Here is a 19,101-nt window from a genome sequence, read left to right on the forward strand (position 1 = left end):
GATAATTGTAACTAAGCGTTTGCGCACACAACGTAAAATATTGTGTAAAGTTTCACAAAGATTTTGCTGCAATTTTATGCCTTTTCAGATTTAACCATTCTCAGCTAAGTTTCTGAGTTTCTTAACTTCATGGGGTGTCATTACACGTCCTTCACCAGCATTTAAGCCTTTAAGTGTTAAAAAGCCTCCTAGTTCAATACGTGAAAGTTTAGTAACTTCATGTCCAAAATGTTCAAACATACGGCGTACTTGACGGTTTCTGCCTTCTGAGATAGTAATTTCTACTACCGTTGTATTTTTTTCTTGGTTTTGATTTTTAATCTTGATTTCAGCTGGGTGCGTTTTACCGTCTTCTAATTGAACACCTTTTTCCAGTGCTTTGACTTCATCTCTCATCAAGTATCCTTTCAACTTGGCAACATATTTCTTCTTAATTTTATATCTTGGATGTGTCATTAGATTAGTAAATTCCCCATCGTTAGTTAACAACAGTAAACCTGAAGTATCATAATCTAATCTGCCCACAGGATAAATTCGCGTTTCCAAGTCATCGAAATAATCTGTTACAACTGTTCTGCCGCGATCGTCTGAAACGCTGGTAATGACTTGTGCCGGCTTGTAAAAAAGAATATAAAGTTTATCTTCTTGTTCTAATTTAACGCCTTCTACTTCAACATTATCAGAGGCTTTAACTTTTGTACCTAATTCAGTCACCGTTTCACCATTTACTTTAACCTTGCCTTCAGTGATTAATGTTTCCGCTTTTCTGCGTGAAGTGTAGCCGCTGTTTGCAATTCTCTTTTGTAATCTTTCTAATTCTTTACTCATTATTATCTCCTTTTTGGTTAATCAAATTATTGAAAAATGATTCTATTTCTTCTTCCTCTTCTTCAGTTGTCGGAAGTTCATCCAAGTTTGCCATACCAAAAACATTCAAGAATAAAGGCGTTGTATAAAGTTGCTGACTGCGAGAGTTATCCTCTGCCCTAGCTTCAACCAAACCTCTTGCAATTAACGTCTTAGCTGCACCATCCGAATTAATGCCGCGAATTAATTCAATATCGCTTCTTGTTACTGGTTGATTATAAGCGATAATGGATAATACTTCCATTGCTGCTTGCGAGAGTTTCATATTCGATTGGTTTTTAATCAACTTTTCAATATACGGAGCAGCTTCGGATTTGGTAGTTAATACATATGTAGTACCATATTGTTGGATCATTAATCCAGGAGCCTGATAGGATGTTGCAAGTTCATTTAACTCATCTTCGGTTATTTCCAATACTTCCATTATTTGGCTGGCTTCTAAGCCTTCATCCCCTGCTGTGTATAATAAACCTTCTAGTATCCCCTTATGCTCCAATGCCATAATTTACACCTCTTGTAATACTGATATCTGCAAAATCTTTATCTTGGTTAATTTGTATAATTCCCGATTTAGACATTTCTAAAATTGCTAAGAAATGAGTCACCACTTCTTCTGTCGTTTCTTTGAAAGTGAAGAGACTGAAAAAATTAAAAGAGTTGGAAAGTGCGAGCTTTTCAGTGACTTGTTTTGAAGCTTGTTCAATAGTAAACGTTTCTTTTTGAATTGTTACACTTTTAGGTGTGTTGAAAGACGTTCTGGTTTTAATTCTTTGATATGCCATAATTAATTCTGTTAAATCAATAGTTTGGGAATCATCCCAGACTTCTACAGTCTCCAAGTGACTTAAATCTGTAGGATGTTTGCTGTAATAATTTTCTCTTTGTGCTTTCATTTCATTCAGAAACTCTGTATATTCTTTATAGTTTTGATATTCAATTAATCGTCCGACTAAATCTTCACGCGGGTCATCTAATTCACTTTCTTCCTCTACATCATATTGAGGTAAAAGCATTTTACTTTTAATCATCAATAATTCAGAAGCTACAACTAAATATTCGCTGGCGATATTAATTTCTAATTTTTTCATTGCGTGAATATAATTCATATATTGCTCTGTTAAAGCTTTCATCGGAATATCGTAAATGTCGATTTCATATTTATGTATCAAATGAAGCAATAAGTCCAAGGGACCGTTGAAAGCATCTAGTTTAACTTCGTACATTTGGTTCTCCTTTAATTGCATGTTACGTTTGTCATTCAGTAAAATATTATACATGAATCGTCTAAATAAATAAATCAGAAGCAGGAGGTGAAGACAATGGAAGAGGCATTATTATCTTATTATTATCAATTTCATGCCAAACAGCATTATTTTTTATGTCATGACATTTTAGAAGAGGCTTGGAAAGCACAACCTTCCTATTCTAAGAATGACGCAGTAGTTAGCCTGATATTATGCGCAACAGGGTGCTATCATTATCGTCGGGGCAATAACAAAGGAGCGGCAACTTTATTTAAACGGGCCTACCGTGTAGCAGATTATCAGAATAACAACATGGAAACCTTAGGAGTAAAGCATCAGGCCTATTTAAATATGCTCACTCAATTATGTGAAAATGCAAGCCAACAATGCAGTTTCCAAGTTACTGAATTACCTTTGCTTGCTATAACTATCAAGAAGTTGAAGCAATGCTATCCAGATTATGCAGTGATGACCTATATTAATGAAACACCGTATATTTATGACCATCATTTATTAAGGGATCGGCATGAAGTAGAACAAGCTAGAATAGAAGCATTGAAAAGAAGTAAATTAAAATGGCAGAAAGACCATGATAATGCAGAAGGAAATTGATTGTGTTTTTTACTGCTCTAAAAAAGTAAACTGCGGTCCGTTCTGAAACTGCTAAAAAAATAGCTATGAAGAAACCTGTGACACAAGATTTCTTTATAGCTAATCTGAGTATCTTCTAATTTAAGCTCTAGGATGGAATTCATTGTACATTTTTCTGATTTGTGATTTTGAGACATGAGTATAAAGTTGTGTGGTCGAAATATCTGAGTGCCCCAACATCTCTTGAACCGCTCTTAAATCAGCACCATTTTCAAGCAAATGAGTGGCAAATGAATGTCTGAGTGAGTGCGGCGTCAGTTTCTTTTTAATATTGGCTTTAACGCCATATTGTTTGATAAGTTTCCAAATACCTTGTCTAGATAAAGGTTTGCCGTGCATATTTAAGAATAAAACGTCAGTAACTGTTTGTTTCAACAACTGCGGTCTGACTGTTTCGATATATTTTTTTAAATAATCTATCACCGTCTCGCCTAACGGGATAATTCGTTCTTTGCTGCCTTTACCGAAAACTCGCACAAATCCCATGATTAAGTTGACATCTTCAACTCGTACATGAATCAATTCCGTCACACGCATCCCAGTCGCATACAACAACTCTAAAATGGTGCGGTCTCTGTATCCATTATTTTTTGACAAATCGGGTGTTTCTAATAATGCAAGCACGTCCTCAACATCTAATACATCTGGCAAGCGCCGTTCATATTTTGGTGTTTCAATTAAAACAGTCGGATCTTTCGCTGCATAACGTTCTCTTAAAGCAAACTGATGAAAACTTCTGACAGTAGAAATAAAACGAGCAATAGACTTAGCTGAATGACCATCATCATGCAGGTAGCCTAAGCATTGTTGAATAATTTCACGGTCTATAAAATCTATATTACTAATCTTCTTTAATACTAGATATTCTTTGTATTTATTCAAATCTCTGCGATAAGCGCCGATTGTATTCGCACTTAGTCCTTTTTCAATTTGTATAAATTTTAGATATTCTTCGATTACTACATTATAATTGGTTTCCATCACACTTCACCTTCTTACCTTTTCATACTTCTTTTTTCTTTTGTTGACATTCACTGCAAATGCCATGAAATGTAAGACGGTGATCTAAGATTTTAAAATTAAATTCATTTTCTACGCGTTCTTCAACTTTAGGCAATAAATCTTCAGCAATTTCCTCAACTTTGCCGCATTCCATGCAAACTAAATGGTGATGAAAGTGTTTTTCGCCTTCTTTTTTCAAGTCAAAACGAGATACACCATCTCCGAAGTTGATTTTATCAACGATTTTCAACTCAGCAAGCAACTCTAAAGTTCTATACACTGTTGCTAAACCGATTTCAGGTGCTTTATCTTTTACTTTCAAATAAACATCTTCAGCACTAAGGTGATCTGATTCATTCTCAATCAAAACTCTTAAAGTTGCTTCACGTTGTGGAGTTAATTTATAAGATGATTGTTGTAATTGCTGCTTCACGCGTTTTAAACGTTCTTCCACGGAAGCCTCACTCCTCTACTAATAATTATAATCATTTTAATTTGTTTAATGACTCAATTATTAAACTACCAGTATTTTGTTAAAAAAGCAACTCATTCTCACTCTTTATTTAGAATGATTATAATTTGATAATAGATGTTGAAGTGCAATTAAAGTTTTAGAATCTGTAATTTCTAAGTTTGCTACTAAATCATTGATTTCATCAATACTTAACTCTACTTGTTCGACAAATTCATCAGGGTCTAAATGGACATTTCCTTTCTTCAAATTATCTGTAAAGTAAATGGAGATTTTCTCATTTGCGAAACCTGGAGAAGTATAAACATCTGCAATTAATTCTAAACTTTCAGCGATATAGCCTGTTTCTTCTTCTAATTCGCGATGTGCAGCTTCTTCAGGGTCTTCCCCCTCTTCTAATTTTCCGGCCGGAATTTCTAATAATACTTTTTCAACGGGTTTACGATATTGCTTCACAAACACGACTTTATTTTCAGGTGTGAGCGCACAAACTGCCACAGCGCCTGAGTGGTTGACGATTTCGCGTTTAGAAGTCTCTCCATTCGGCAACCGTACTTCATCGACATCTACATCTATAATTTTTCCTGAATAGATATGTTTTTTGCTAAGTGTTTTTTCTGTTAAGTCCATTATAATCACGTTCCTTTTAACTATTTTGATTTATTGCTAAACTAGGATTGTTAGACAATTAAAGTGTATCGAAAGGAGTAGAAACATGCAAAAGAATGTTTTGAAGAGCGGATTAGAGATATCTGAATTAGGTTTAGGGTGTATGAGCCTAGGAACAGAAAAGAAGCATGCACAAGCTATCATCGAACGTGCAATTGAATTAGGAATTACTTATTTTGATACAGCTGATATGTATGATAAAGGGATAAATGAAAAATTAGTCGGTGAAATTCTGAAACCTTATCAAAATACGCACGATATTGTTATTGGAACGAAAGTAGGAAATCATCTTAAAGAAGATGGAACAACATTTTGGGATCCTTCTAAAAAACATATTAAAGAAAGCGTTAAACAATCATTGAAAAACTTAGGCGTTGATGAGTTGGATTTATACCAACTTCATGGCGGCACGATTGATGACCCGCTAGATGAAACAATCAGTGCATTTGATGAATTGAAGAAAGAAGGACTTATTCGTGCATATGGGATATCTTCTATTCGCCCTAATGTTATTAATTATTATTTAGAGCATAGTGATATCGATACATGGATGGCGCAATTTAATTTAATTGATAATCGACCTGAAGATTTATTCCAAGCAGCACACAAAAAAGGCGTAAAACTCTTAGCCCGAGGCCCGGTTTTTAAAGGGTTATTAACATCTTCAAGCAATCAAGCCTTAGATGACAAATTCAGTGAAGGAATTTTTGATTATAGCTATCAAGAATTAGGCAGTACTATTGCTTCTTTAAAGGAAATTGAACATAACTTAACAGCGCTTACGTTTAATTATTCCCGTGCTCAAGATGTGCTAGGATCTATTATTGCAGGAGCAAGCAGTGTAGAACAACTTGAAGAAAATGTAAAAAATCTTAATACAGAAGTAGATTTTAATCGTATTCAAGCAGCACGTAAGCGTGTAAAAGACCTTCATTATACAAATCATTTAAATTAATAGAAAGCTAGATAGAGTGGCATGTTTTTGGAAATTCTTCCAAACATGTCATTCTTTTTTATTATTAAATAATTTCGGAAAAGCATGTTCTAACTTTCTAGGTGCTAACTGATATAATTTAAGTAAGCTGTGCAACCATTTGGGCGCATTTAACTCTGCCTTATGATGTAGCATATGGATTACAATTTGATTGGCTAATTCATCTGGGTCTAACATCAACTTGTCTACTTGAGCCGCATATTTCAATGTTGGATCTGCTTTTGCGTGGAAAGGCGTACGAATAGGCCCTGCATTGACTGTTAAAATATGGTAATTCGGATGCTCGAGACGGTAGGTATTCAATACTTGGTTGAAAGCAGCTTTACTTGCTGCGTAATGTCCGCTATGAGCTTGTGTAGAGAAGGCAGCTAAACTGCTGATGCCTATAATGTAAGGATGTTTTGAAAAGCTTGGTGCCAAATGATTCAATAAGATGTTGAAATGAACGACATTGATTCTGTATGTTTCAAGCATTTCTGCTTCGTTATGTGCACTGATTGATTTGAAATAACCTAAACCAGCGCTATGTATAAGACCATCAATTGTAGCATTCGCAAAATCTAAAGCTTTAATTTGTTCTGTCGAATTTAAATCACAGGGTATAGCTTGAATTAAATGTGGGTTGTGTGGAAAATAAGTTTGCTTGAATTTAGCCATATTTCTGACGAGGAGTGTCACCTTTGCGCCCCTCTCCAATAGTACTTTTGTTAAAGCATAGCCTAGTCCGCTTGTACCTCCTGTAATGATAAAATGCTTTCCAATTAAGTTCTCCATAGCGTGAGTAACCTCCTGTTTATATCTTCAAAGATGTTTGATTAACACCATAACAGGTAAATAATAACATTGTTGTGTAAAATATGTGCATTAATTGTGCTATCATATAAAATATCTTATCACTAATACAGGGAGTGCTATTCAATAATGAAAATTGTATTTTATGGTTCAGGCAATATGGCACATGCTATCTTTGCAGGTATCATTGATTCTAATGTAATTGATCCTAATGATATTTATATTACTAATCGTTCGAATGAAGCGGTACTTAAAGGGTACGCTGATGAATTGGGTGTGAATTACAGTTATGATGATGCTGCGTTACTAGCAGATGCAGACTTTGTTTTTCTAGGTACAAAGCCTTATGATTTCGAATCTTTGGCTGATCGTATTCGTCCTTACATTACTGATCAAAATAAATTTATTTCTATAATGGCTGGCATTTCAATTCAATATATTAGAAAAGAACTGGAACATGATAATCCGATTGCCAGAATCATGCCGAATACCAATGCTCAAGTAGGTCACTCAGTCACTGGTTTAAGTTTCTCGAAAAATTATCCTGAGGAAGCGCGTCAGAAAGTCGTTGATATTGTGAATGCGTTTGGTTCAGAACTTGAAGTTCAAGAAGACGCTTTACATCAAGTTACAGCGATAACTGGAAGCGGTCCTGCTTTCTTGTATCATGTGTTTGAGAAGTATGTAGAAGCGGGCGTGAGACTAGGATTAGATAAAGAAGAAGTTGAAGAATCTATCCGTAATTTAATTATTGGTACAGGAAAAATGATTGAACGTTCTGATTTGAGTATGGAACAATTAAGACAAAACGTGACTTCTAAAGGCGGCACGACTCAAGCCGGCCTTGACGCTTTATCTCAACATGATTTAGAAGGTATCTTCGAGGATTGTTTTAAAGCTGCTGTCAAACGTAGTAAAGAACTTTCAAATGAAGAATAATATATATATAGAACCGCTAAAAAGAGATGAATTTACTCATTCTCTGCTTCAGCGGTTCTTTTTAGATTGCAAAAGTATCAAAATCTCTGACAAATTTAAATTTTAAATCTGGATATTGATTTTGTAACTCAGCATAGAGTTTATCTATATCATTAAGATTGTAACGATTGCTGATATGATTTAAAAGTGCTTGCTTCGCTTCTGATTTTTCTAGCAAAGACAAAACATCAGCAATATGACTGTGGTTGTGGTTATCTGCTAAAGTTCTGTCGCCGTCTATATATGTAGATTCATGGACAAGAACATCGACCCCGTGTGCAATTTTAAGTTCGTTTTCACACGGCATAGTATCACCGAAAATTGCTATTTTGGGACCGACTTTTGCGTCCCCTTTAAAATCAGAGGATTGATAGATTTTACCATCGAAAATAAAGGTCTCAGAATCTTTTACTTCTTGATATTTTGGTCCTGGTTCCATTCCAATTTCACGCAAGGCAGCAACATTTATTTTTCCCGGTGTAGTCGGTGCTTCAACACGATAACCGAATGAAGGTACGCCGTGATTCAGATGATACGCAGTAACTGTAATGCCTTCATGCTGGTAATGCAGCTGCTCATCCATTTCAATAAAGGTAATTGGATAATTCAAACGTGAAAGAGATGCCTGCAGTGTGATTTCAATGTAATCTTTGATACCTCTAGGACCTACAATTGTTAAAGGTTTATTTTCACCGCCTTGGAAAGAACGGCTGGTCAATATGCCTGGTAATCCATAAATATGGTCGCCATGCATATGTGTTATAAATATATGATTAATTTTTCCGAGTTTAATGGAATGATGCAGAATTTGGTGCTGTGTTCCTTCCCCTGCATCAAAGAGCCAGATAGAATTTGAATAAGGTTCCAAGTTGAGCGCTATAGCTTGTGTATTGCGTTCTTTGGTCGGCAAAGCGGCGCCTGTACCGAAAAATGTAATTTCCATAACAACGCTCCTCTCTATTCGTTAGTGTACCATAATAATAGAACTCCGTTCACGTACAAATTTAAGCAAAAATGTGTTATAACATTTCTGCATAGTCTATAATAATAGCATAACTTATTAAGAATTGAGGTTTTGAATCTTGAGTAATAAAAGAAAGCATATACCATGTTTGATTACAATATTTGGAGCAACCGGCGACTTAAGCCATCGCAAACTTTTTCCATCGCTCTTTCACCTATACCAACAAGATAATTTAGATCAACATGTTGCAATCATTGGTATTGGCCGACGAGATTATTCTAACGATGAATTTCGCAAACAAGTTAAAGCATCCATACAAGCTCACGTAAAAGATACAAAACATCTTGATCAATTTATGGAACATGTATTCTACTTTAAACATGATGTTAGTGATGAACAAAGTTATGACGAATTATTGCAATTCAGTAATCAATTAGATTCTGAATTCGGTTTAGAAGGCAACCGTCTTTTCTACTTAGCAATGGCTCCTAATTTCTTCGGTGTGGTTACTGATTATTTAAAATCCTCAGGATTAACTAAAACACGTGGATTTAAACGATTAGTTATTGAAAAACCTTTCGGTAGCGATTTAGCTTCAGCAGAAAAGTTAAATAAACAAATCCGTAAATCATTTAAAGAAGAAGAAATTTATCGTATCGACCATTACTTAGGTAAAGATATGGTACAAAATATAGAAGTATTAAGATTTGCAAATGCTATGTTCGAGCCATTATGGAACAATAAATATATTTCTAATATCCAAGTTACTTCCTCCGAAGTTTTAGGTGTTGAAGATCGCGGCGGTTATTATGAAACAAGTGGTGCCTTGAAAGACATGGTTCAAAACCACATGCTGCAAATGGTAGCTTTATTAGCAATGGAGCCCCCTATTAGCTTGAACAGCGCTGACATTCGTGCTGAAAAAGTCAAAGTACTTAAATCATTACATCCTCTAGGTGCTGAAGATGTACGAACTAACTTTGTTAGAGGACAGTATGGTGAAGGAGAAATCAATGGTCAGACTGTGGTGGGTTATAGAGAAGAAGATCGTGTAGCGGATGATTCTGATACCCCTACTTTCGTATCAGGTAAAGTCATGATTGATAACTTCAGATGGGCAGGCGTTCCATTTTATATTCGAACTGGTAAAAGAATGAAACGTAAATCTATTCAAGTAGTAGTTGAATTTAAAGAAGTTCCAATGAACTTATATTATGAAAAAGACAAACATTTAGATTCAAACTTGCTTGTCATTAATATTCAACCTAATGAAGGTGTCTCTTTGCATTTAAATGCTAAGAAAAATGTACAAGGTATTGAAACAGAGCCTGTTCAACTTTCTTACTCTATGAGTGCTCAAGATAAAATGAATACAGTAGACGCATATGAAAACTTATTGTTCGATTGCCTAAAAGGCGATGCAACAAACTTTACACATTGGGAAGAATTAAAATCAACATGGAAATTTGTGGATGCAATTCAAGAAGAATGGGATCAAGTGATTCCAGAATTCCCTAACTATAAATCAGGAACTAATGGACCATTGGACAGTGAGTTATTATTAAGTCGTGACGGTTTCCATTGGTGGGACGATATTCATTAATTAACAATTAAAGAGTTAATACTAAATATAGACAAGTTTGTGCTTATTTTTTGCGCAGCCTTGTCTATTCTTTAACCCTTTTTTAAAGGAAAATTATTAGGAAATGCGGTATAATAAAAAGCAAAAGTAATTTACGGTAATTTTAGGAGTGAAAAGTTTGGACGTTATCAAGCAAATTCAGCAGGCAATTGTTTATATCGAAGATCGCGTCATTGAGCCTTTCCATTTGCAAGAATTGAGTGATTACGTCGGTCTTTCTCCCATGCATCTTGATCAGTCTTTTAAAATGATTGTGGGTCAGTCTCCAAGTGAATATGCAGAAGCTAGAAAACTAACTAAGGCAGCAGAAGATGTTATTCAAGGTTCATATCGTTTAGTCGATATTGCTAAAAAATATCATTATGAAGATACAAATGCTTTTGCGAACGCTTTCAGCGACTATCATGGAGTATCGCCGATTCAAGCAAAGGTAAAAGAAGATGAATTACGCATGCAAAAACGTCTATATATAAAAATAACTACAACAGATGCTCCGCCATATACATATCGGTTAGAAACATCTGATTCCTATACATTAGTAGGCTATGCCCGCTTTGTCGATACAGAAGATTTAAGTAATCCATTTGTAGTAGCAGATTTTATTGAAGACTTGCTGGATAGCGGCAAAATTAAAGAACTCCAAAGATATAATGATATGAGTCCGCATGAATTATTTGTTGTGAAGTGTCCGTTAGATAATGGTGCTGAAATTTTTGCTGGTGTACCAAGTGAACGTTATCCGGCTCATTTAGAGAGTCGCTACTTACCTTCGAGACAATATGCTAAATTTAATTTGCAAGGAGAGATTGATTTCGCAGTAAATGAAGCATGGCACTATATAGAGACGAGATTACAATTGACTTTACCTTATGAGCTTAATAGCCTGTATGTTGAAATTTACCCTTTCGATATATCATTTGAAGATCCTTTTACTAAAATTCAGTTGTGGCTGCCGATCGATCCAGATATTACGAAAGATTAAATAGAAAAAGCACGGTTGAAAATTTTCAACCGTGCTTTTTGCCTTATTTATTAATTATTTTTCCTCAGCCCAATGTGTATGGAAAGTACCTTCTTGGTCTTTACGTTGGTAAGTGTGAGCACCGAAGTAATCACGTTGTGCTTGGATTAAGTTTGCAGGTAAGTTTTCTGAGCGATAGCTGTCATAGTAATTGATACTTGCAGCAAATCCTGGAGTTGGAACACCATTTACAACACTTTCAGCTACAACATCGCGAAGTGCTGATTGATAGTTTGTAACGACCTCTTTAAAGTAAGGGTCAAGTAATAAATTGTGTAAATCAGCGTTATTATCATACGCATCTTTGATTTTTTGCAAGAACTGTGCACGAATAATGCAACCTTCTCTCCAAATCATCGCTAAGTCTCCAAGTTGCAAGTTCCAATCGTGTTCTTCGCTTGCTTTACGCATTTGAGCAAATCCTTGTGCATATGAACAGATTTTACTCATATATAATGCTTTGCGGATTTTTTCTAAGAAGGCTTCTTTATCCCCATTAAATTGAGGTGAAGGTCCTTCTAATTGTTGAGAAGCTTTCACACGTTCTTCTTTCATTGAAGAAATGAAGCGTGCAAATACTGATTCAGTGATTATTGTTAATGGAATTCCTAATTCTAAAGCATTGATTGAAGTCCATTTACCTGTTCCTTTTTGACCAGCTTTATCCATTACTTTTTCAACTAATGGTGTGCCGTCTTCATCTAATTTATTGAAGATTTCTCCAGTGATTTCAATAAGATAGCTGTCAAGTTCACCTTGGTTCCATTCTTTGAATGTTTTAGCGATTTCAGTATGAGACATGTGTAAAGCGTCTTTCATTAATGCATAACTTTCAGCAATTAATTGCATGTCAGCATATTCAATACCGTTATGCACCATTTTTACATAATGACCAGCTCCATCTGGGCCAATATAAGTGACACAAGGTGCACCGTCTTCTGCTTTAGCAGAAATTGCTTCTAAAATATCAGATACTTTGTCATAGGCTTCTTTTTGTCCGCCAGGCATAATTGAAGGGCCTGTTAAAGCACCTACTTCTCCGCCAGAAACACCTGTACCGATAAAATTGATTCCACTTTCAGCTAATGCTTTATTTCGACGAATTGTATCTTGATAGTTAGTATTTCCACCATCAATTAAGATATCTCCATCATCTAATAATGGTAATAAACCTTCGATAGTAGCGTCAGTAGCAGGACCTGCTTTAACCATTAATAAAATTTTGCGTGGACGTTCTAATGAGTTGACGAATTCTTCTAAAGAATATGTGGGGTGAATATTTTTACCTTTAGATTCTTCAACCATTTGTTCTGTTTTTTCTTTTGAACGATTGTAAACTGATACTGAATAACCACGTGATTCAATATTCCAAGCTAAGTTTTTACCCATTACGGCTAAGCCGACTACACCTATTTGTTGCGTCATATTACTTACCTCTCTTATTAAAAATTTTCTACCTCATTGTAACACAATTCAGAGCCTTCCTCACTCATTCAAACTTTACTTTGCATGACTGACGATTTTAACAATATTAATAAGTTGTTGTGCTAATAAATTTAATGATTTGATTTCCATTCTTTCTTCGGCAGTATGAATATTCTCATAGCCGATTCCAAGTATAACAGTTGGAATACCTAAAGCATTGATAATATTTCCGTCTGATCCTCCACCAGAAATTACTGTATTACCGTTCAATTGAAGTTCTTTGGCACTATCTATAGCAATTTGTGTAACTTCTGCCTCTTCAGATACTTTAAATCCTTGATAACTTTCTTCGACTTCAACGTCTGCTGTACATCCGTATTTTTCTGCTGTTTCTTCAAAAACTTCTTTCATATGTTGAATTTGTTTTTTGATTTTTTGAGGAGAATGAGAACGTGCCTCAGCATGCAGTGTCACTTCATCTGCAACAATATTCGTTACAGAACCGCCATGAAAGCTGCCGATATTAGCAGTCGTCTCTTCATCGATTTGTCCTAATTTCATTTTGCTGACTGCTTTAGCAGCAATATTAATTGCACTGACTCCTTTGTTCGGTGTACTTGCATGTGCCTTCTTACCATGAATGACTGCTGCAATTTTCATTTGAGTAGGAGCTCCTAAGACTGTTGTCCCTACTGGCGCGCTTGCATCCACTGCATAACCGAATTGAGCATCTAATAGATCAGGATTTAAAGCTTTAGCGCCTAATAAGCCTGATTCTTCACCTACTGTAATTACAAATTGAATTTGACCGTGTTGGATATCTTGTTCTTTCAGAGTTCTAATTAACTCGAAGATTGCAGCCAATCCAGCCTTATCGTCTGCACCTAGTACAGTCGTACCATCTGAATAGATATAGCCGTCATCCTTAACGATAGGTTTAACGTTAATACCAGGAATCACAGTATCCATATGGCTAGTGAAATAAATTTTATCAATTTGATTAGAGGCTTCTTTATGTGCTGGAAGTGTACATACCAAGTTGTTAGCACCTAATTCTGGTTGTTCACTGGCGTGATCTTCTTTAACGTCCAGACCTAAATTTTGAAATTTTTCTTTTAAAATTGGTTGAATAAGTTCTTCATGACCCGTCTCTGAATCAATTTGTACGAGTTCTAAAAATGTATCGAGTAATCGCTGTTGATTAATCATGTCAATTCCCCTTTCTCTTATAATATTAGTGTATATGAATATTTAATTTCAGAAAACTTATATGTTTCAAAGTATGTAGTAAATTTGTGATATAATAGTGGGAAATCATGCCATTGCATTGGTGCTTTATGTGTCTTAAAATATAAAGCATTACGTATTCAAAGCGAAAAGGCAAGCAATTATTAGAGGAGAGTTGAAAGTGTTTAAAGGAAAAGTATCTAAAATTGTTATTATCGTCATGTTAGTTGCAGTAATTGTTGCACTGATTCTTTCAAGTTTAGCACCATTAATGCAATAATTAACGAAAAAAAGCTATCCCTTATTAATTGAAGGGATAGCTTTTTTACGTGCTTCAAACTTCATGATACATTTTCAATGAACCGAATTGAGATTTAATTTGTAAATATCTTTCTAATTCATTAACAATTTGTATTTCGTTTGCTCTATTAATAAGTGCTTCTTTACTATCCGGTAATGCTTGGTCATATAATTCAATATGTAGCTCATATAATGAATATAAACGCATTGCCGTATAGTCATTGCTATTTACGTTTTTAGCTATTTCTGCAAATAGTGTTCCTAAACGATGTAAAATAGCATCCTCAGACTCCATTGACTTCAAAATATGCTGAATACGTTCAATAATTTCTAATTGTTCTTCACGCATATCGAAATAATGATAATAAGAATTTTCATTACGGACATAATGGTTTTTAACATCTCGGAAAGCAAAAGATTTCGCTTTTTGAATCTCTGTTGACACTTCTTTCAAAGGTACTTCAACACTGTAGTTAACGTCGAAACAAGCTTTGCTGAAAGTATAAAAAATCTCAGTGAATTGCTTTTCGATTTTATATTTATATTCCTCTAATTTATTATCTAAGCTTGGCATAATCATATTCATTAAAAATGCAATGCCTAATCCAACAATTAATAATAATACTTCATTCACAAATAAATGGAAATCTATTACTTTAGCATTGAAAACATGCAGCAGGATTACACAGCTTGTCACAATCCCTTCTTGTACCCCTAACATTACAGTTAACGGAATAAACAAAAGTACAATGAGACCTAATACAATCGCATTTTGACCGAGTAAGCTGAAGATAACAGAACCCAATATAAGTATGAGAATACAGGATACAAAACGGGAAATAATTGCTTGTAGGGAATGTACTTTGGTGTGTTTAATACATAAAACAACTAAAATGGCACTCGAAGAAAAATTATCTAAACCAATTAATTTGGCAATAATTATTCCCAGTGCCATTCCTACAGCAGTCTTAATCGTTCTAAATCCTATTTTATAGGGATTTAAACGTTTCATCTGCTAACCTCTTAGCGTTCTTCGCAATATTTTTCAAATAAGCTTTGAAGTTGGTTAATAACATCCATGATATCATGACCTTCAATTTGATGACGTTCAATCATTTCAGCAATTTTACCATCTTTTACAAGTGCAAATGACGGACTTGATGGCGCATAACCTTCAAAGTAGTCACGAGCTTTTTGTGTTGCTTCTTTGTCTTGACCAGCAAATACTGATACTAAACGATCCGGCATTTTGTCATAATGCAAAGCATGTTCTGCAGCTGGACGTGCAATACCGCCTGCACAACCGCATACTGAGTTGACCATCACTAAAGTAGTGCCGTCTTGTTTCAATACTGAATCTACTTCTTCCGGTGTTGTAAGTTGCTCGTAACCTGCATTTTCAATTTCATTACGTGCTTGTTTAACAACATCATTCATATATAAATCGAAATTTATATCCATATCGATATCACCTTTCAGTCTTAGTAAAGTTCATACTTTATTCTACTAATTAATTGACTATTGTTCAACATGCTTGTTCCGGACAAAGTAGATATTTTAATAAATGTGAGTATGCTCAATAGAATATTGTTCAATACGTTCTTTGATATGATTCATAAATCTGCCCGCTTGCAAACCATCAAGTATACGGTGATCTATTGAAATACAAAGATTAACCATATTACGGATGGCAATCATATCATCAATAACAACTGGTTTTTTGACAATCGATTCTACTTGTAAGATAGCTGCTTGAGGATAGTTGATAATCCCCATTGATGATACTGAGCCGAATGTTCCAGTGTTGTTGACAGTAAATGTACCTCCGCTTAAATCTTCTTGTGTTAATTTATTGTTTCTGGCTTTCTGTGCCAATGTATTAATTTCACGTGCAATACCTTTGATGGATTTTTCATCTGCATTATGGATTACAGGTGTAAATAACTTATCTTCAACAGCGACTGCGATAGAAATATTGATATCTTTATGCACTTTGATTTCAGAACCTTGCCAGCTACTGTTAAGCATTGGAAAGGCTTTTAGCGCCTCTGCTGCTGCTTTTACAAAGAAAGCGAAGAATGTCAGGTTATAACCTTCATCTTGTTTGAATTTATTTTTATAATGATTACGTGTTTTCACTAAGTTTGTGGCATCGGCTTCAATCATCATCCAAGCATGTGGAATTTCAGTCACGCTCGTTACCATATTCTTAGCAATTTGTTTTCTGACACCGTTGACTGGAATAGAATCAGTATTTGCTGCTGTATTATTTTGAGCATATGTTTCATTTTTAGTTGGTTTATCTGCAACTTCAATAGAAGTCTGATCTTGAACGTTTGATTGTTCGAGCATCATGTCTGGATTTTGAATTACCTTTTCAATATCTTTCTTAGTAACTCTGCCTTCAAATCCTGTACCTTGAACTTGTGAAAGGTCTATTTGATGTTCGGATGCAAGTTTAAATACTACAGGTGAGAATCGACCGTTATTCAGCGGTTGATCGGATGTTGAGTTAGTATTACTTTCCTGTTTTTTACGAGTTTCATTTTTGGAAGGTATTGCTTCGGCCTTCTTCTCTTCAGAGTTTTCTTTTTCAGGAGCTGAAGTTTGAGTGTTTTCAGCTTCTATTTCGCAAATTGGAGTACCGACTTTGATTGTCTCTCCAGCTTCTACTAAGATTTTAGTGATTGTACCTGCTTCTGTTGAAGGGACTTCTGCGGTTACTTTATCTGTTATTACTTCACAGATCGGCTCGTATTCTTCGATTGTGTCCCCTACTTCAACCAACCATTGTTCGATTGTTCCTTCATGTACACTTTCACCTAATTTAGGCATATTGATTTCCATTTAAAGTCCTCCTAGCGATTAAAAGCGCGCTAATTCAAGCATTTTTTCTTTGATTTTGTCAGGGTTCATCATAAATTCATCTTCTAATACTGGAGAGAATGGCATAGCAGGGACATCAGGTCCAGCAAGTCGCATAATTGGCGCATCTAAGTCGAAAAGACAGTTCTCTGCAATGATAGCGGAGACTTCTGACATAATGCTGCCTTCTAAATTATCTTCTGTTACCAATAATATTTTTCCAGTACGTTTTGCTCGATTAATAATTGTTTCTTTATCAAGTGGATATACTGTACGTAAATCAACAATTTCTGCATCTATGCCCTCTTCAGCTAATACATCTGCAACTTGCAGACAATAATTGACACATAAACCATAAGTAAATACTGTCAAGTCGCTGCCTTCACGTTTCACATCTGCTTTACCTAATGGCACCGTGTAATATTCTTCAGGTACTTCTTCTTTTAATAAGCGGTAAGCTTTTTTATGTTCGAAATAAAGTACTGGATCATCAGATTCGACTGAGGCTAATAATAAACCTTTAGCATCGTAAGGGTTGGAAGGGATAACGATTGTTAACCCTGGAGTTGATGCAAAGACACTTTCAATACTTTGAGAGTGATATAAGCCCCCATGAATGCCTCCGCCGAACGGTGCGCGGATAGTTAATGGTACATTCCAATCGTTATTAGAACGATAACGTGTTTTAGCTGCTTCACTCATAATTTGGTTTGTCGCAGGTAAGATGTATTCTGCAAATTGAATCTCAGCAATAGGTCGTTTGCCGAGCATTGATGCACCGATAGCTGTTCCCACAATGTTGGATTCTGCTAATGGTGTATCGATGACACGTTCGATGCCGAACTTTTCTTGTAATCCTAAAGTGACGCCGAAAACGCCGCCTTTTTTACCGACATCTTCTCCTAAGACAAAAACATTCGGGTCTTTTTCCATCGCTTGAAAGATGGCTTGTTGAATGGCGGATAAGTATGTTAATTTAGCCATTATTCCACTCCTCCTTCTGCATACACAAAGGTATAAGTCTCGGTTGGATCTGGATAAGGGGAAGCTTCAGCTTCTTTAGTTGCTTTCTGTACAATTTCTTTGTTAGCTTTTTCAATTTCAGTTAACCAGTTTTCATCAATTATTCCAAGATCTAATAAATGTGTTTTGAATTTAACGTTACAATCTTGTGTTTTCAAATCTTTACGAGTTTCTTCGCTGCGGTATTTATCATCGTCGTCAGAAGAATGTGCAGTCATACGGGTACACATAGCTTCTAATAAGGTAGAGCCTTCTCCATTGAGTGCACGTTCACGCGCCTCTTTCATTGCTTTATACATTGCAATAGGATCATTGCCGTCTACTCTTTCACCGTGAATGCCGTAGCCTAGAGCGCGATCTGATAATTTATCGGCTGCATATTGTAAATTAGAAGGTACTGAAATGGCATATTCATTATTTTCAATGACACAGATAAATGGTAACTTTTGTACTCCAGCAAAATTCAAACCTTCGTGAAAATCGCCTTGGTTAGAAGTCCCTTCACCTAATGTTGCCATCGCGATATTAGGTTTTTTATCCATTTTTAAAGCAAGCGCTGCTCCTACTCCTTGAAGTACTTGAGTACCTACTGGTGAACTTTGAGATAGGATATCTACTTCTTTTTTACTATAGTGAGAAGGCATTTGTTTACCAGCTGAGTTGATATCGCCGCGTTTACCGAACGCTGACATCATAGTTTCAGCAGGTGTAATACCTAAATAAGTGATTAATGCTAAATCACGATAATAAGGAGCAGACACATCCCCTTTTTCCATCGCAAATGCCATTCCGATTTGAGCAGCTTCTTGTCCTTGACAGCTAATGACGAAGGGAATTTTACCTGCTCTATTTAATAACCACATTCTCTCATCTAATTTACGACCTAAATCCATCCATTTATACATTGATTTTAAGTCTTCTTCGGTTAATCCGACAGATTGATAATCCATCATAGTTATTTCCTC

General features: G+C 35.5%; 20 protein-coding genes. 5 read left to right on the top strand and 15 right to left on the bottom strand.

The window, feature by feature from the left end:
- Positions 1–90: 90 nt before the first annotated feature.
- From CNQ82_RS07435 to CNQ82_RS07445, 3 genes are read right to left on the bottom strand one after another with little or no spacing between them, the layout of a single operon-like run.
- Complete coding sequence (locus CNQ82_RS07435; RefSeq protein WP_123144752.1) at positions 91–828, bottom strand: pseudouridine synthase; 738 nt, start codon at positions 826–828, stop codon at positions 91–93.
- Positions 821–1,369, bottom strand: a complete 549-nt coding sequence (gene scpB, locus CNQ82_RS07440) for an SMC-Scp complex subunit ScpB (protein WP_123144753.1) — start codon at positions 1,367–1,369, stop codon at positions 821–823. The genes CNQ82_RS07435 and scpB overlap by 8 nt, the downstream gene beginning before the upstream one ends.
- Entirely contained in the window at positions 1,353–2,090 is a 738-nt protein-coding gene (locus CNQ82_RS07445; protein ID WP_164711992.1) for a segregation and condensation protein A, read from the bottom strand. Before CNQ82_RS07445 ends, scpB begins: the two co-directional genes overlap by 17 nt.
- Before the next feature lie 96 nt (positions 2,091–2,186).
- On the opposite strand from CNQ82_RS07445, the gene CNQ82_RS07450 reads away from it, so the two are divergent.
- A complete protein-coding gene (locus tag CNQ82_RS07450) occupies positions 2,187–2,723 on the top strand; it encodes a DUF309 domain-containing protein (protein WP_123144755.1) in 537 nt (178 codons plus the stop codon).
- 120 nt (positions 2,724–2,843) lie between these two features.
- On the opposite strand, the gene xerD is transcribed toward CNQ82_RS07450, so the two are convergent.
- From xerD to CNQ82_RS07465, 3 genes are all read right to left on the bottom strand, one after another.
- Positions 2,844–3,743 (bottom strand): site-specific tyrosine recombinase XerD, encoded by a 900-nt coding sequence (xerD, locus tag CNQ82_RS07455; protein ID WP_123144756.1) that lies wholly within the window; start codon positions 3,741–3,743, stop codon positions 2,844–2,846.
- A gap of 22 nt (positions 3,744–3,765) precedes the next feature.
- Positions 3,766–4,218 carry a ferric iron uptake transcriptional regulator gene (gene fur / locus CNQ82_RS07460; RefSeq protein WP_046099301.1) on the bottom strand — a complete coding sequence of 151 codons (453 nt, stop codon included), beginning with the start codon at positions 4,216–4,218 and terminating at the stop codon, positions 3,766–3,768.
- Between the two features lie 105 nt (positions 4,219–4,323).
- On the bottom strand, positions 4,324–4,866 hold the full coding sequence (locus CNQ82_RS07465; protein WP_123144757.1) for an NUDIX hydrolase: 543 nt from the start codon (positions 4,864–4,866) through the stop codon (positions 4,324–4,326).
- Positions 4,867–4,951: 85 nt separating this feature from the next.
- Between CNQ82_RS07465 and CNQ82_RS07470 the strand changes: the two genes are divergently transcribed.
- Positions 4,952–5,860 (top strand): aldo/keto reductase, encoded by a 909-nt coding sequence (locus tag CNQ82_RS07470; RefSeq protein WP_123144758.1) that lies wholly within the window; start codon positions 4,952–4,954, stop codon positions 5,858–5,860.
- A gap of 48 nt (positions 5,861–5,908) precedes the next feature.
- On the opposite strand, the gene CNQ82_RS07475 is transcribed toward CNQ82_RS07470, so the two are convergent.
- Positions 5,909–6,673, bottom strand: a complete 765-nt coding sequence (locus CNQ82_RS07475) for an SDR family NAD(P)-dependent oxidoreductase (protein WP_123144759.1) — start codon at positions 6,671–6,673, stop codon at positions 5,909–5,911.
- 147 nt (positions 6,674–6,820) lie between these two features.
- On the opposite strand from CNQ82_RS07475, the gene proC reads away from it, so the two are divergent.
- A complete protein-coding gene (proC, locus tag CNQ82_RS07480; RefSeq protein ID WP_123144760.1) occupies positions 6,821–7,630 on the top strand; it encodes a pyrroline-5-carboxylate reductase in 810 nt (269 codons plus the stop codon).
- 61 nt (positions 7,631–7,691) lie between these two features.
- Here proC and rnz read toward each other — a convergent pair whose 3' ends face one another.
- Positions 7,692–8,612, bottom strand: coding sequence for a ribonuclease Z (gene rnz / locus CNQ82_RS07485; protein WP_123144761.1), 921 nt, complete (start codon positions 8,610–8,612; stop codon positions 7,692–7,694).
- A gap of 139 nt (positions 8,613–8,751) precedes the next feature.
- Between rnz and zwf the strand changes: the two genes are divergently transcribed.
- Complete coding sequence (zwf, locus tag CNQ82_RS07490) at positions 8,752–10,236, top strand: glucose-6-phosphate dehydrogenase (protein WP_123144762.1); 1,485 nt, start codon at positions 8,752–8,754, stop codon at positions 10,234–10,236.
- A gap of 157 nt (positions 10,237–10,393) precedes the next feature.
- Positions 10,394–11,257 carry an effector binding domain-containing protein gene (locus CNQ82_RS07495; RefSeq protein ID WP_123144763.1) on the top strand — a complete coding sequence of 288 codons (864 nt, stop codon included), beginning with the start codon at positions 10,394–10,396 and terminating at the stop codon, positions 11,255–11,257.
- Positions 11,258–11,311: 54 nt separating this feature from the next.
- Here CNQ82_RS07495 and gndA read toward each other — a convergent pair whose 3' ends face one another.
- From gndA to CNQ82_RS07530, 7 genes are all read right to left on the bottom strand, one after another.
- Entirely contained in the window at positions 11,312–12,721 is a 1,410-nt protein-coding gene (gene gndA / locus CNQ82_RS07500) for an NADP-dependent phosphogluconate dehydrogenase (RefSeq protein ID WP_123144764.1), read from the bottom strand.
- A 75-nt stretch (positions 12,722–12,796) separates the two neighbouring features.
- The gene (locus tag CNQ82_RS07505; RefSeq protein ID WP_123144765.1) at positions 12,797–13,930 is read right to left on the bottom strand and encodes a M20/M25/M40 family metallo-hydrolase; all 1,134 of its coding nucleotides are present in this window, start codon (positions 13,928–13,930) and stop codon (positions 12,797–12,799) included.
- 352 nt (positions 13,931–14,282) lie between these two features.
- The gene (locus CNQ82_RS07510) at positions 14,283–15,260 is read right to left on the bottom strand and encodes an aromatic acid exporter family protein (protein ID WP_123144766.1); all 978 of its coding nucleotides are present in this window, start codon (positions 15,258–15,260) and stop codon (positions 14,283–14,285) included.
- An 11-nt stretch (positions 15,261–15,271) separates the two neighbouring features.
- On the bottom strand, positions 15,272–15,709 hold the full coding sequence (brxB, locus tag CNQ82_RS07515) for a bacilliredoxin BrxB (protein WP_123144767.1): 438 nt from the start codon (positions 15,707–15,709) through the stop codon (positions 15,272–15,274).
- A 96-nt stretch (positions 15,710–15,805) separates the two neighbouring features.
- Positions 15,806–17,095, bottom strand: a complete 1,290-nt coding sequence (locus CNQ82_RS07520) for a dihydrolipoamide acetyltransferase family protein (RefSeq protein WP_123144768.1) — start codon at positions 17,093–17,095, stop codon at positions 15,806–15,808.
- Positions 17,096–17,113: 18 nt separating this feature from the next.
- Entirely contained in the window at positions 17,114–18,097 is a 984-nt protein-coding gene (locus CNQ82_RS07525; RefSeq protein WP_095105091.1) for an alpha-ketoacid dehydrogenase subunit beta, read from the bottom strand.
- Entirely contained in the window at positions 18,097–19,089 is a 993-nt protein-coding gene (locus CNQ82_RS07530; RefSeq protein WP_123144769.1) for a thiamine pyrophosphate-dependent dehydrogenase E1 component subunit alpha, read from the bottom strand. The genes CNQ82_RS07525 and CNQ82_RS07530 overlap by 1 nt, the downstream gene beginning before the upstream one ends.
- Positions 19,090–19,101 lie beyond the last annotated feature (12 nt).

Origin of the sequence: Staphylococcus debuckii (assembly GCF_003718735.1) — a bacterium.
Classification (GTDB): Bacteria; Bacillota; Bacilli; order Staphylococcales; family Staphylococcaceae; genus Staphylococcus; species Staphylococcus debuckii.

Bases quoted from the DNA above. Each gene is read 5' to 3' on its own strand.
- CNQ82_RS07465 (WP_123144757.1), bottom strand. From the start codon at position 4,866: ATGGACTTAACAGAAAAAACACTTAGCAAAAAACATATCTATTCAGGA.
- CNQ82_RS07520 (WP_123144768.1), bottom strand. From the start codon at position 17,095: ATGGAAATCAATATGCCTAAATTAGGTGAAAGTGTACATGAAGGAACA.
- gndA (WP_123144764.1), bottom strand. From the start codon at position 12,721: ATGACGCAACAAATAGGTGTAGTCGGCTTAGCCGTAATGGGTAAAAAC.
- scpB (WP_123144753.1), bottom strand. From the start codon at position 1,369: ATGGCATTGGAGCATAAGGGGATACTAGAAGGTTTATTATACACAGCA.
- CNQ82_RS07435 (WP_123144752.1), bottom strand. From the start codon at position 828: ATGAGTAAAGAATTAGAAAGATTACAAAAGAGAATTGCAAACAGCGGC.
- brxB (WP_123144767.1), bottom strand. From the start codon at position 15,709: ATGGATATAAATTTCGATTTATATATGAATGATGTTGTTAAACAAGCA.
- rnz (WP_123144761.1), bottom strand. From the start codon at position 8,612: ATGGAAATTACATTTTTCGGTACAGGCGCCGCTTTGCCGACCAAAGAA.
- CNQ82_RS07475 (WP_123144759.1), bottom strand. From the start codon at position 6,673: ATGGAGAACTTAATTGGAAAGCATTTTATCATTACAGGAGGTACAAGC.
- CNQ82_RS07505 (WP_123144765.1), bottom strand. From the start codon at position 13,930: ATGATTAATCAACAGCGATTACTCGATACATTTTTAGAACTCGTACAA.
- proC (WP_123144760.1), top strand. From the start codon at position 6,821: ATGAAAATTGTATTTTATGGTTCAGGCAATATGGCACATGCTATCTTT.
- CNQ82_RS07525 (WP_095105091.1), bottom strand. From the start codon at position 18,097: ATGGCTAAATTAACATACTTATCCGCCATTCAACAAGCCATCTTTCAA.
- CNQ82_RS07510 (WP_123144766.1), bottom strand. From the start codon at position 15,260: ATGAAACGTTTAAATCCCTATAAAATAGGATTTAGAACGATTAAGACT.
- CNQ82_RS07445 (WP_164711992.1), bottom strand. From the start codon at position 2,090: ATGTACGAAGTTAAACTAGATGCTTTCAACGGTCCCTTGGACTTATTG.
- CNQ82_RS07450 (WP_123144755.1), top strand. From the start codon at position 2,187: ATGGAAGAGGCATTATTATCTTATTATTATCAATTTCATGCCAAACAG.
- CNQ82_RS07470 (WP_123144758.1), top strand. From the start codon at position 4,952: ATGCAAAAGAATGTTTTGAAGAGCGGATTAGAGATATCTGAATTAGGT.
- xerD (WP_123144756.1), bottom strand. From the start codon at position 3,743: ATGGAAACCAATTATAATGTAGTAATCGAAGAATATCTAAAATTTATA.
- CNQ82_RS07530 (WP_123144769.1), bottom strand. From the start codon at position 19,089: ATGATGGATTATCAATCTGTCGGATTAACCGAAGAAGACTTAAAATCA.